This is a genomic window from Kaistella sp. (genome assembly GCF_041824135.1).
Taxonomy (GTDB): Bacteria; Bacteroidota; Bacteroidia; order Flavobacteriales; family Weeksellaceae; genus Kaistella.
The window spans coordinates 1-13,569 of record NZ_JBGZYM010000057.1 but is presented as its reverse complement, the minus strand read 5'-3'; the positions used below and the strand labels follow the sequence as shown (position 1 = coordinate 13,569).

Genomic DNA, 13,569 nt, shown 5'->3' with positions numbered 1-13,569 from the left:
TTCTTAATCAAACAATATGAAACAGATCCCAAGTGTGGATTTGCGTGATTTCCTTTCGGGTGAACCGGAACGCAAACAAAAATTTGTAAATGAAATCGGAAAAGCATACGAAGAAATTGGCTTCGTTGCGCTAAAAGGTCACTTCTTGAATGACCAATTGGTTGATGAACTTTATGGCGAAGTAAAACAATTCTTTGATCTTCCAGTAGAAACCAAACAAACCTACGAAATTCCCGGAATTGGCGGACAACGTGGTTATGTCGGTTTCGGAAAAGAGACTGCAAAAGGTTTCAAAAAAGGAGATCTTAAAGAATTTTGGCATTTCGGACAGTATCTTGAAGAAGGTTCAAAATACGCGACTGAATATCCGGATAATGTAGAAGTTGCAGAAAATCCTAAATTCAACATGGTTGGAAAAGAAGCTTACCAAATGTTGGAGAAAACCGGAATTTATGTGTTGAGAGCTTTGGCATTGTATCTTAATTTAGATGAGTTTTACTTTGACAAATACGTCGCTGAAGGAAATTCTATTTTGAGACCAATTCATTATCCACCGATTACGCAGGAGCCAGACAATGCAGTTCGCGCGGCTGCACACGGCGACATCAATTTAATTACGCTTTTGATGGGTGCTCAGGGGAAAGGTCTTCAGGTAATGAATCATGATGGAGAATGGATCGATGCAATTGCACAACCAGACGAATTGATGATCAACGTGGGCGATATGTTGTCGAGACATACCAATAACAAATTGAAATCTACAATTCACCAGGTTGTTAATCCGCCAAGAGAATTGTGGGGAACTTCGAGATATTCAATTCCTTTTTTTATGCATCCCGTGAGCGAAATGCCATTGAATGCTTTAGAAAACTGTGTGGATGAAAATCATCCGAAATTGTATGAAGATACAACTGCGGGAGAATTTCTTTACGAAAGATTGGTTGAACTTGGTTTGATCAAAAAATAAAATTAATCTTTTAAGATGATGAGAGCGGGCAATTGGTCCGCTCTTTTTTGTTTAAAATAATACCTGCCATTTCTATTATGTTATTTATCATCTCTTTATGATGTCAATATCAACACAATCAATTTAAATCTTTTGTAACTTTAGATTCCTAAAAATCAAGTGCTGGTCATTTCCTTTTTAGTATTACCCTTAAATTATTAAAATCAAATACTATGAGTGCTAATACCAAAAATTTACGAAATGTGGTTTTGCTCGGACATTCCGACAGTGGTAAAACTACATTAATTGAAACCATGTTGTACGAAGGCGGAGCGATCAAGCGCCGTGGTAGTGTAGAAGGTCAAAACACGGTGAGCGACAATACTGATTTAGAACATGAAAAAGGGAAAACACTTTTCTCTCACCAAATGTTCGTCAACTGGCGAAATAATAAAATCAACATTATTGATACGCCAGGATTTGATGATTTTATTGGCGAAGTAGTATCTTCTTTAAAAGTGGCAGACACCGCGATTATTGTTTTAAATGCAGCCAATGGTGTCGAAGTAGGAACCGAACTTGTTTGGGAATATGTAGAAAAAAATCAAACGCCCACCATTTTCGTGATCAACCAAATGGATCATCCGAAAGCTGACTTCGATAAAACTTTAGAACAGGCAAAAGAACGGTTTGGTAACAAGCTTCTTCCCATTCAATATCCTTATAATTCAGGCGCCAATTTCAATGCTATCATTGATGCTTTAAGAATGGTAATGTATGAATTTCCAGCAGATGGCGGAAAACCTGAGAAAAAACCTATTCCTGATAGCGAGATCGACAGAGTGAATGAAATGCACAATGCTTTGGTAGAAATTGCGGCGGAAAATGAAGAAGGTTTAATGGAAAAATATTTTGATGAAGGTTATCTTTCTGAAGAAGAACTGGCCCACGGAATTACCCTCGCCTTAGCAAAACAACAGTTCTTCCCGGTATTTGTAACCAGTGGTTTAAAAGATATGGGAAGTGGAAGATTGATGGGTTTCTTAGATGATATTGCTCCTTCACCTGCTGAAAGACCAGCCAGAAAATTAGAAAATGGCGATGAAGTTTCTTATGATTCTAACGATAAAACGACGATCTTTATTTACAAAACGATCTCTGAACCGCAAGTCGGATTGATTTCCTATTTCAAAGTTTTAAGTGGGAAAATAAAACCCGGCCATGAGTTGATCAATGCTGAAAATGGCGAAACCGAAAGGATCTCTCAACTATTTGTAGCAGAAGGAAAAGACCGCATTCCAGTTGAAGAATTGGTTGCCGGAGATTTAGGTGTTACTGTAAAATTAAAATCTGCGCGTTCAAACCACACTTTAAACACTAAAGGAATAGACCGAAAAGTCCGTCCAATGGAATTCCCGGAAAGCCGCATTAGAAAAGCTATTTTCACCGATGCTGCAGCAGATATGGAAAAACTGGTAACGGCTTTACATAAGATTCAAGATGAAGATCCAACCTTGCAACTGGAGCAGTCTGCAGAATTGAAACAAACGATTCTACACGGTCAGGGACAATTGCACCTGGATCTGGTAAAAGAAAGGTTAGCTGATGACTTTGGCGTGAAAATGAATTTCGCGGAACCAAAAATTTCTTACCGCGAAACCATTACCGGAAATGCCGATGCTCATTATCGCCACAAAAAACAATCTGGTGGCAATGGTCAGTTTGGTGAGATCCACATGCGCGTTGAAAATTTTTATGACGGAATGGATGAACCAACAGGAGTTAACATTCGACAAAAAGATATTGAAGAATTACCTTGGGGTGGAAAACTGGCTTTTTATTGGTGTATCGTTGGTGGTGCTATCGACAACCGTTATATCGGCGCCATTAAAAAAGGAATTATGCAGCAAATGAACGATGGTCCGCTAACAGGTTCCCGTTGTCAAAATATTCGGGTTACGATCTATGACGGAAAAATGCACAGTGTAGATTCTAATGATATTTCTTTCCAATTGGCAGCAGCTGGTGCATTTAAAGAAGCGTTCAATCAGGCAAAACCTCAGCTTTTAGAACCGATGTACGCTGTGGAAGTTCTTTGTCCGGATGAAGATACTGGCGATGTGATGGGAGATTTACAAACCCGACGTGCCATTATTTCAGGAATAGATTCTGAAGGTCATTATCAAAAGATATTAGCAGACGTTCCATTGGCAGAATTGCACGATTACGGTTCTACGTTACGTTCCATTACTGGTGGCCGAGCGAAATTCGCCATGAAGTTTAATGATTATCAATTGGTTCCATCGAATGTTCAACAGAATTTAATCAAAAAACATTCTCAGTTAGAAGAAGCCTAGGGTAAGAGCCAAGGAAAAAGCAAAAAGAGCCAAGTGAATTGATGAATAACAGGACTAAAAAAACCTCGACGAAAGCCGAGGTTTTTCTATATCAAATTACGAAGATTATTTCTTTGAGATTTTATACAGTTTCCCACTGTCCGTAATGCCGTACAGGTTTCCATCTTGTCCATTGAGTACATCACGAAAACGCTCTTTTTGATCTTCCAACAACCATTCTTCACCAACAACTTTATTACTTTCAATTACTAAGCGTATAATTTTCTCACCACTCAAGCAACCAAGTATCAGATTGTTTTTCCATTCATCTATATTTCCGGTATAGAAAGTAATTCCACTCATCGAAATCGACGGGTCCCAATAATACACTGGCTGCTCTGTTCCTTCCTTCTGCGTTGTGCCCGCATTAATTTTTTTACCGCTGTATTCTAGTCCGTAAGTGACATCACCCCAACCGTAATTTTTTCCAGGCTGAATCAAATTAACTTCGTCACCACCTTTCGGTCCCATCTCCGCTTCCCAGAGTTGACCTTTCTCATCCATCGCCAAACCTTGCGGATTTCGGTGACCATAAGAATAGATTTCAGGTTTGTATTTTGAATTTCCGAGGAAAGGATTTCCCGCTGCAGGTTTCCCTTCTTTGGTCATTTTTAAAACTTTACCCAAATAAGCCATTGTATTTAATGCTAAAGGTCTGGTTTCAAGGTCAGAACGCTCACCAGTGCTGACAAATAAATTTCCATCTTTGTCAAAAACCAATCGACTTCCGTAATGGAGTTTACCATCGTAAGTTGGAGTGGCTCTAAAAATAACCTGAGGATTTTCAATGGTCTTTTCATCTCCAGAAAGCTTGCCTTTTCCAACGGCGGTATGATTTCCGCCAGAGACAGGTTCAGAGAAAGTCCAGTAAATCATTCTGTTGTTTTTAAAGTCAGGATCGAGAGCTACATCTAATAATCCACCTTGCGCTTTTGAATCTACGGCAGGGAAACCTTCAACTGTAGACATTGTTTGTCCGTCTGCAGAAAGAATATTCATAAAGCCTGATTTTTCTGTAATTAAAAATCGTCCGTCAGGTAAATTGACAATTCCCCATGGTTTTCCCAAATCTGAGTTCATGACTTCAACGTTATATGCCGTTTTTGTCTTAACGCCTTCCACTCTTGTTTGTCCTTCAAAAGCAGACTTAAAGGTCGGGGAATTTTTATCCGATGTTTCTGGATTTGGTACCATTCCGTGTACTGGGACGGAATTATTTGTTGAAGATGTTGTTTGAGAATTTCCGGAGCACGAAGCCAATAAGGAAAAAGCAACAACTGCTGAGATTGAATTAATTGAATATTTCATTGTTAATTGAATTTGATAAGTAGCTATTGACAACAAAAAACATTCCTTGTTATCAATTTCAATAAATATACAAAAATATAACGTGTATTTAAAAAAGTTATTCTACATTTGTAGAGTCAAATATAAACTTGTAGAGATGAAACAAAAATTAACCGAAGCTGAAAAGCAGATCATGGATATTTTATGGGATCAAAAAACAGCCTTCATGAAAGATATTCTCGAAATTTATCCTGACCCAAAACCTGCTTCCACTACCATAGCGACGCTGCTAAAAAGAATGCAGACCAAGAATTTAGTTGGCTATAAAACCTTTGGCAATTCCAGAGAGTATTTTCCTAAAGTTGATAAAGAAACCTACTTCAATCATGAGATGAATTCGATGATTGACCGTTTTTTCAATAGTTCTGTATCTCAGTTTGCTTCTTTTTTCGCTTCCAACAAAAAGCTTTCACAAAGCCAGTTGAAAGACCTACGAGATCTTATTGATCATCAAATAAAAGAATAAAAACATGGAAACAATCATCTTAAAAATCGTCCTTTCTTCCTGTTTGCTTATTGGTTTCTACTATTTACTTTTAGAACGCGAGCGGATTTTCAAATTCAACCGAATTTTTCTTTTGTCGGCTTTAGTTTTTGCTTATGCGATTCCTTTCATTCCTTTTAATATTCCCTTTAAAACAGCAGGCGAAACAAGTTTAATCATCGGAGAACCACTTCAAAATTTTCAACAAATAAATACAGCGCAAGCTTCAAGTATCGATTGGATAAAAATTATATTAATTGTTTACGCTGCAGTTTCTATTTTCTTTCTGATGAAATTTATCTATTCGATTCTTAGACTTCAATTTTTAAAAGGAGAAAAGAGAAGCTATCAAAATCAAAAAATTCTGATCATCGATCAAATTTATGCGCCGTTCAGTTTTCTTAATACCATTTATTTCAGCAGAAAATATTTAGTTAATGATCAAATTGATGAACGCATATTCCTCCACGAAAAATGCCACATCGAAGAAAAACATAGCGCTGACATTCTGTTCATTGAATTCCTAAAAATATTTTCCTGGTTTAATCCTGCCTTATTCTTTTTCAAAAAGGCCATGATCACCAATCATGAATTTCTGGCTGATGAATATGTATTGCAAAACAATTATGACGTCGGCAACTACCAGCATTTGATTCTAAATAAAATTAAGATTTCGCAAAATTTTAATCTTACGCACCAATTCGATTTTAATAACACCAAAAAACGATTTATTATGATGACTTCTAAAAACTCCAGATTCGCATGGTTGAAGAAATTAACTCTTCTTCCCGTACTTGCCATTTTATTTGTGTTTTTTACTAAGAAAGTTAATGCACAGACTGAAACATCTGCTATCGTAGAGGCAACTCTTCCTCAAAATCAAAAGCAAGATGTAATGTCATTTGAGAAAAAGAACGCTACAAAATTTGAGAAAAAAATTATTACGTTTTCAAAGAAAACAAGAGATGATATTGAAGTGAAGATGGATACCATCAAGAAAAAACAAAATGTATCGGCACCAGTTCCACCTCCGCCACCGCCACCACCAAGTGAATTTGAACAAGTTCCTGCAGAATTTCCGGGAGGCGCAAATGCTCTAAGAAGTTTAGTTTCAAACTCCTTTGACACTTCCATTTTTAAAGGAGATGAAGGCTTAATCAAAACAACCGTCTATCTAAGCATTGATGAAAAAGGAAAAATTTCTAATATTTTCGCAGAAGGTGACAACAAAGTTTTTAATGCAGAGGCAGTTAGGGCAATAACCGTAGCGAATGATGGAAAAATATGGAAACCAGCTACAGAAGATAGCAATCCTGTAAAAACAGTTTTCAAATTGCCATTAACAATGCAGTTCGCTGGACCTGCCATCAAAAAATAGATGTTAATTAAAATTTTATATTTGACGAAATTTAAAAGAATGTTGAAGCAATATTTAAGTCTTTTTTTACTATTTGCATTTAGTTTCGTTTTCGCCCAAAATAAAAGTTTTGTGTATGAAATGAAGTTTAAATCGGATCCGAATAAAGACAGTATTTCCAAAGGAAAATATGTGTTGGATATTAATGACGGGAAATCGATATTTCGTACCGTGCGAGATAAACAGACCGATTCAACTTTTCATGCTACAAAACGATTCAGTTTTATGACAACTTCTTTTAAGGATTTTAATAGTGTTTCCAAAGACTTGACAGCAAAAGAAACAAAGAAATTCATCAATAACTTTCAGAAACTTTTTACAATCAAAATTGAGGAAGTCTTAGCCTGGAAAATTGAAAACGACACCAAGGAAACTTTAGGGATGAAATCTCAAAAAGCAGTTACCACTTATGGCGGTCGAAATTGGGTTGCTTGGTTCACCAATGAAATTCCGTTGCAAGAAGGACCTTATGTTTTTCAAGGATTACCAGGATTAATCACGGAGATTTACGATACCAAAAATGAGTATACTTTTACTTTAGTTCAAATCAAAAACTCAGACGGAAAATTATACGAAAAAGAAAAGGCTCTGCCAATATCATGGAAACAGTATGAAAAATTAGCGCTTGATTATTATTCTGATCCAACAAGAGAGATCAATGGTAAAAACGCTGGAAGTACCGTAATGATAACGAAATGGCAGGATGAAAATGGAAATGAATTCACACCCAATTTCAAAGAATGGAATGAAAGAGAGAAGAAAGAAATTCGAGAAAACAATAATCCTGTTGAACTCAATCATAAGATAGATTATCTATAAAAATTTCACTAATTTTCATAAATTGGTTACTGAGCATTAACGGAAATTGCTAAAATTCACTCTATTTATTTCCGTATTTTTGCACCATGAAATTTGAACTTCAATCAGAATATAAACCAACAGGTGATCAGCCAACTGCGATAAAGAAATTGACCGAAGGCATTGAAATCGGTGAGAAATACCAAACACTCCTTGGAGTTACTGGTTCTGGAAAAACTTTTACGATAGCCAACGTGGTGAATGATACGCAGAAACCAACTTTGGTTTTGGCGCATAACAAAACTTTGGCGGCGCAATTATTTATGGAATTCAAAGAGTTTTTTCCAAATAATGCGGTCGAGTATTTTGTTTCTTATTACGACTATTATCAGCCAGAAGCCTTTATTGCTTCCACCAATACTTACATTGAGAAGGATTTATCCATCAATGAAGAGGTAGAAAAACTACGTCTTTCGGCAACGGCAAGTTTACTTTCCGGTAGAAGAGACGTTCTCATTGTCGCTTCGGTTTCCTGTATTTACGGAGTTGGAAATCCTGCAGAATTCGAAAAGTCATTAATCTCCATTGAGAAAAATCAAAAAATAACGAGAACCACTTTACTTCACTCTTTGGTTAACGCTTTATATGCGAGAACTTTAAATGAATTTACGCGGGGAACATTTCGCGTTAAAGGAGATGTGGTTGATGTATTTCCGGCGTATGCAGATAATGCGATTCGGATTCAGTTTTTTGGTGATGAGATTGAAACCATTCAAAGTTTTGATCCTTTGTCTGGCAATGTAATGGATAATTTTGATGATATTAAAATTTATCCAGCAAACCTTTTTGTAACGTCGAAAGAAACCCAAGTTAGTGCCATCCGCGAAATTCAGGATGATATGGTAAAGCAGGTTGATTTCTTTAATGATATTGAAAAACCTTACGAAGCAAAACGTTTACAGGAACGTACCGAACTCGATTTAGAAATGATGAAAGAGCTCGGTTATTGCAGTGGAATTGAAAACTACTCCCGCTATTTTGACGGAAGATTGCCAGGTTCCCGACCGTTCTGTTTACTGGATTATTTCCCTAAAGATTATTTAATGGTGGTTGATGAAAGTCACGTGACCATTCCACAAGTTCACGCTATGTACGGTGGCGACCGAAGCCGAAAAGAAGTTTTGGTAGAACATGGATTCCGTCTTCCGGCGGCGATGGATAACAGACCGTTGAAGTTTGAAGAATTTGAAGGTATTCAGAATCAAGTGATTTATGTTTCGGCCACGCCGGCGGATTACGAGTTGGAAAAATCGGGTGGTGAGTATATTGAACAACTGATTAGGCCGACCGGTTTGCTAGATCCGGTGATTGAAATTCGACCTTCTTTAAATCAGATTGATGATTTGATGGAAGAAATTCAAAAGCGCGCTGAAGTTGACGAACGGACTTTGGTAACAACGCTGACCAAGAAAATGGCTGAGGAATTAACCAAGTATTTTACGAAGTTCGGAATAAGAACGCGATATATTCACTCTGATGTGGAAACATTGGACCGTATTCAGATTATGCAGGATTTACGCGTTGGTTTATTCGATGTTTTGGTGGGAGTCAACTTATTGAGAGAAGGTTTAGATTTACCCGAAGTTTCCCTGGTCGCCATCTTAGACGCTGATAAAGAAGGAATGCTTCGTTCCCGAAGATCGATGACTCAAACGGTTGGTAGAGCTGCGAGAAACCTTAATGGAAAAGCAATTTTGTACGCAGATAAAATGACGAAATCAATGCAATCCACTATTGATGAAACCCTTTACAGAAGACAAAAACAGATCGAGTACAATGAGAAACACGGACAAGTTCCGACGGCGTTAAATAAGAAAATATCTGAAGTCTTAGTCGGAAGAAGTAAAGATTTCCCAGATGAAAAATACACTCAGAAAGAAATTTTAAAACAAGTTGCCGAACAGAAAGCACAATATGGCGGCGAAGGAATAGAGCAACTCATTGGTGAAAAACAGAAAGCAATGGAGTCTGCGGCGAAAAACTTAGACTTTATAAAAGCAGCTAAACTGAGAGATGAAATTAACGCTTTGAAAGCCTAATGAGCTAAACAAACCTTATCAACTTGATACAAAAAAAGGAGTGAATTGTAATAATTCACTCCTTTTTCTATTTTTAAAATCTTGCTTAAATCGGTACAAATATAACCGCAGCAATCGCAGCTACAGCAATCGCTACCGAAGAAAATAAATCTAATTTTTTAGCTTCACGAACATCGCTTTTTTTTATGACGATATCTTCACCAGATTTTAGTTTTCCATAAATGTTCTCGTCATCAACTTTTAAAACTTCAAGTTTGATCACTTTAGCATCATTCGTTTGAATGGTGTATTTTTGGTACAATTCCAAAGAGTTATTTTGCATGGGCTTCTGCATACTCACCACACGTGTTTGACAGGCGGTTAGCATTAAAAGAAATAAGACTACAGCAAATATATTTTTCATTCTATTTTTAATTTGTCCAAATTTAATAAAATTAAAGTTTACGCACTCCAAAAATTGACTTTAGGTGCTAAGATTTAAATCTTGCGCAATCAACCAAGCTTCACTCCAGCACGCCTGAAAATTAAATCCACCGGTAACGGCATCGATATTTAAAACTTCTCCAGCAATATAAAAATTGGACAACACTTTTGATTTCATGGTTTTAAAATCAATTTCTTTTAAATCGATTCCGCCAGCGGTTACGAATTCATCTTTATAAGTTGACTTTCCATTGACCTTCATTTTGTTCTCACATAGATGTTGAAGAATTTTTAAAAGTTCCTGTCCAGAAATGTTAGATATATTTTTGTCTAAATCTACTTTTGACAGCCACAGAATTCGATGCCAGAAGCGGGTTGTAACATCGAATATTTTTGAACTTCCGATGGTTTTCTTGGGATGATCCTGACGGAAGGTTTTAAAGGTTTCTTCAGCAGTTTCTGAATCGATTCCTAAAAAGTTAACAATGATTTCGAAGTTGTATTTCAAATCTGCCAATTCTCGGGCTTTCCAGGCAGATAGTTTTAAAATGGCTGGTCCAGAAAGTCCCCAATGCGTAATCAACATCGGTCCGGATTCATCCATTTTTAATTGTGGGATAGAAACTTCAGCATAAGGAAAACTCGTTCCCATTAAATCCTTTAAAGTATCGTTTTTAATATTAAAAGTAAATAATGAAGGCACAGGTTCTACTATTTTATGACCAAGACCTTGAACCATTTTCAAAGACTTGGGTGAACTTCCAGTTGTGTAAACCACATAATCAGCTAGATATGAATTCGTGCTCGTTGTAATTAAATATTGATGCTCTTTCTGTACAATTTCTAAAACAACAGATTTGGTATGAGTTTGAAAATTCTTATTTGAAACTTCTTCGACCATCGCATTAATGATCGTTTGTGACGAATTACTTTCCGGAAAGATTCGATTGTCATTCTCTATCTTCACCGGAACATTTCGTTGTTCAAACCACTCCATCGTATCGACAGGTTGAAATTTATGAAAGACACTGAGTAACTCTTTATTTCCTCTTGGATAAAACTGCACCAATTCTTTGGGATCAAAACAGGCATGCGCTACATTACATCTTCCACCACCAGAAATCTTTACTTTTTGCAGAACATCTGAGTTTTGCTCCAGAATAATAACGTCAAATTTATTTCCATCAAGGTTTGCAGCACAGAAAAATCCTGCTGCACCACCACCGATAATAATGATTTTCTTTTTTGTCATAATTTATTAATAAAACCAACTGCATTAAACGATAACCTAATTGGTTGGCTTTTAGGAATGAGGTGCAAAAATACAATTTTTCTAACCCATCATTAATGCTTATTTTTGCAAATTATAATTAAGCTTGGATCGAAGCGCTATCTGCGCCCCGACTTGAGTGGAGCTCATTTTTTTTAACGTTGGAAATTGCGTTGGCAAAAAAATAGCGGGAAAGGAAGGCGGATTAAGGCGCCCAAATAAAAAAATTAAATAAAATGTCAGATTATCATTATAAATTCGAAGTGCGCTGGAGCGATATTGATGCTAACAAACACTTGGCGAATTCATCTTATGTGATGTATTGCGCGCAAACCAGAATGGCCTTTATGAACACTCATAAAATGGGTCTTAAAGAACTAAGTTATTGGGGAATTGGACCCGTAATTTTACACGAACGTTATTCTTTTTTCAAGGAGATCTATGCTGATCAAACGGTTTTTGTTTCTCTAGAAATTGCGGGAATGTCTGATGACGCGAGTATTTATCAGTTTGTTCACAAGTTCTACTTGCCGGATGGAACCCATTGTGCAACAGCGGAAGCAACTGGAGTTTGGATTGATACCATGTTGAGAAAATCAACCACGCCACCTGATGATGTGCTGGAAGTGATGAACGAATTTAAAAGCGAACACGTGAAAATCTTGACCAAACAAGACCTGAAAGATCTGCCTTTCAAACCAGAAAATGTAGAGGCGTTTCACAAAAAGAATACCTTCAGCTGGAAAAAGGATAAAGACCAACCATCGGGAGAATAATTCATAGATCTCGTAAAAACACCTCATCTAATTTAAAATAATAAAATGCTAGAAGATAAAAATCCTGAATTAACTCCAATCTCCGCTTATGGTGAATTTGGATTGATCAAACACCTGACCGAAAACTTTAGTTTTGAAAATTCCTCTACGGAAGTTTCCATTGGTGATGACTGTGCTGTGATTAATCCGGAAGGTCAAAAAGTAGTCGTTACGACCGATGTTTTGGCAGAAGGAGTCCATTTCAATTTGGGATATGTGCCGTTGAAACATTTGGGTTATAAAGCAGTTGTGGTGAACCTCAGCGATATTGCTGCAATGAATGCGAAGCCAACTCAAATCTTAGTTTCATTAGCAATTTCCAGCCGTTTCCCGGTAGAAGCATTGGAAGAAATTTATGCGGGAATTGCAATGGCCTGCAACCATTATAAAGTTGATTTAGTTGGCGGCGATACTACGAGTTCTACGTCTGGATTGGTGATTACGATTACCGCAATTGGACTTGAAAATTCTGAAAACCTCATCAAAAGAACCGGCGCGAAACCAAATGATCTGCTGGTTGTAACCGGCGATTTAGGCGGAGCTTACATGGGTTTGCAAATTTTGGAAAGAGAACATTCTGTGTTTCTAGCGAATCCGAATATGCAGCCTGAAATGGAAGGTTATGATTATATTTTAGAAAGACAATTGAAGCCGGAAGCAAGAACTGACATTAAGAAAGCTTTGAAGGAATTGGATATTCATCCAACTTCGATGATTGATGTTTCTGATGGTTTATCGTCTGAGACCTTACATTTATCAGATCAAAGTAAGGTTGGCTTTAGAATCTACGAAGAAAAAATTCCGATGGATTCTTTAACGATCTCTACCGCTGAAGAACTCAACTTAAATCCGGTTATGTGTGCATTAAGCGGCGGCGAAGATTACGAATTGTTATTCACCATCGCACCAGCTGATTTTGAGAAAATTAAAAACCATCCGGACTTTACCATTATCGGTCATGCAGTGGATTTTGACCAAGGAAATTACTTAGTAGCGAGAGGAAGCAGCGAATTGATTCCGTTGAATGCTCAAGGTTGGGATGCTTTCTTAAATAAGGACAGCAACGAAAGACAATAAGAATTTTAACTATTAAGTTTCTGGCTAAGAAATTAAGAACAAGAAGATTTCCTTCGGAAATTAAAATACATACATTAGAACTTATTAAAAGCCTATTTGTTTAAAAGCATTTAGGCTTTTTTTTAAATCTTTGTTGATCGAAATTATTTCGAAATACTCACTCACAAAAAAGTCCCGATCTTGCGACTGGGACTTTTTATATTTAAAACGCTGTTAATTATGCGTTTACTTCACTTGGTTCAATAGATACGAATGATCTGTTGTTTTGTTTCTTTCTGAAAACTACTTTACCAGCGATCAAAGCATGCAATGTGTGGTCTTTACCCATTCCCACGTTTTCACCTGGGTGGTGTGTAGTACCTCTTTGTCTCACGATGATGTTACCAGCGATAGCTTCTTGTCCTCCGAAAATCTTTACACCTAATCTCTTAGAATGCGATTCTCTACCATTTTTGGAACTACCAACTCCTTTCTTATGTGCCATTTTATTTTAAGGT

Annotated in this window: 12 protein-coding genes; 8 read left to right on the top strand and 4 right to left on the bottom strand. The window is 36.9% G+C overall.

All coding sequences use genetic code 11. The annotated features are described in order from the left end of the window. The first annotated feature begins 16 nt into the window (after window positions 1–16). Window positions 17–967, top strand: coding sequence for an isopenicillin N synthase family dioxygenase (locus tag ACEYOS_RS06420; protein ID WP_373707444.1), 951 nt, complete (start codon window positions 17–19; stop codon window positions 965–967). A gap of 212 nt (window positions 968–1,179) precedes the next feature. After that, on the top strand, window positions 1,180–3,303 hold the full coding sequence (locus ACEYOS_RS06415; protein ID WP_373707443.1) for an elongation factor G: 2,124 nt from the start codon (window positions 1,180–1,182) through the stop codon (window positions 3,301–3,303). 105 nt (window positions 3,304–3,408) lie between these two features. Here the strand turns inward: ACEYOS_RS06415 and ACEYOS_RS06410 are convergent, their stop codons facing one another. Next, window positions 3,409–4,650 carry a PQQ-dependent sugar dehydrogenase gene (locus tag ACEYOS_RS06410; RefSeq protein ID WP_373707442.1) on the bottom strand — a complete coding sequence of 414 codons (1,242 nt, stop codon included), beginning with the start codon at window positions 4,648–4,650 and terminating at the stop codon, window positions 3,409–3,411. 136 nt (window positions 4,651–4,786) lie between these two features. On the opposite strand from ACEYOS_RS06410, the gene ACEYOS_RS06405 reads away from it, so the two are divergent. From ACEYOS_RS06405 to uvrB, 4 genes are all read left to right on the top strand, one after another. Beyond that, window positions 4,787–5,155, top strand: coding sequence for a BlaI/MecI/CopY family transcriptional regulator (locus ACEYOS_RS06405; RefSeq protein ID WP_373707441.1), 369 nt, complete (start codon window positions 4,787–4,789; stop codon window positions 5,153–5,155). A gap of 4 nt (window positions 5,156–5,159) precedes the next feature. After that, window positions 5,160–6,551: a M56 family metallopeptidase gene (locus ACEYOS_RS06400; protein WP_373707440.1), complete on the top strand. Its 1,392-nt coding sequence runs from the start codon at window positions 5,160–5,162 to the stop codon at window positions 6,549–6,551. A 21-nt stretch (window positions 6,552–6,572) separates the two neighbouring features. Next, complete coding sequence (locus ACEYOS_RS06395) at window positions 6,573–7,409, top strand: GLPGLI family protein (RefSeq protein WP_373707439.1); 837 nt, start codon at window positions 6,573–6,575, stop codon at window positions 7,407–7,409. An 86-nt stretch (window positions 7,410–7,495) separates the two neighbouring features. Beyond that, complete coding sequence (uvrB, locus tag ACEYOS_RS06390; protein ID WP_373707438.1) at window positions 7,496–9,487, top strand: excinuclease ABC subunit UvrB; 1,992 nt, start codon at window positions 7,496–7,498, stop codon at window positions 9,485–9,487. Window positions 9,488–9,572: 85 nt separating this feature from the next. On the opposite strand, the gene ACEYOS_RS06385 is transcribed toward uvrB, so the two are convergent. Next, window positions 9,573–9,890, bottom strand: a complete 318-nt coding sequence (locus ACEYOS_RS06385; protein ID WP_373707437.1) for a bacteriophage spanin2 family protein — start codon at window positions 9,888–9,890, stop codon at window positions 9,573–9,575. Between the two features lie 60 nt (window positions 9,891–9,950). Then, window positions 9,951–11,162, bottom strand: coding sequence for an aminoacetone oxidase family FAD-binding enzyme (locus ACEYOS_RS06380; protein ID WP_373707436.1), 1,212 nt, complete (start codon window positions 11,160–11,162; stop codon window positions 9,951–9,953). Between the two features lie 254 nt (window positions 11,163–11,416). Here ACEYOS_RS06380 and ACEYOS_RS06375 point away from each other — a divergent pair, with 254 nt between their 5' ends. Continuing rightward, the gene (locus ACEYOS_RS06375) at window positions 11,417–11,956 is read left to right on the top strand and encodes an acyl-CoA thioesterase (RefSeq protein WP_373707435.1); all 540 of its coding nucleotides are present in this window, start codon (window positions 11,417–11,419) and stop codon (window positions 11,954–11,956) included. A 45-nt stretch (window positions 11,957–12,001) separates the two neighbouring features. Beyond that, window positions 12,002–13,072 carry a thiamine-phosphate kinase gene (gene thiL, locus ACEYOS_RS06370; protein ID WP_373707434.1) on the top strand — a complete coding sequence of 357 codons (1,071 nt, stop codon included), beginning with the start codon at window positions 12,002–12,004 and terminating at the stop codon, window positions 13,070–13,072. Window positions 13,073–13,289: 217 nt separating this feature from the next. On the opposite strand, the gene rpmA is transcribed toward thiL, so the two are convergent. Further along, window positions 13,290–13,556: a 50S ribosomal protein L27 gene (gene rpmA, locus ACEYOS_RS06365; protein ID WP_373707433.1), complete on the bottom strand. Its 267-nt coding sequence runs from the start codon at window positions 13,554–13,556 to the stop codon at window positions 13,290–13,292. Window positions 13,557–13,569 lie beyond the last annotated feature (13 nt).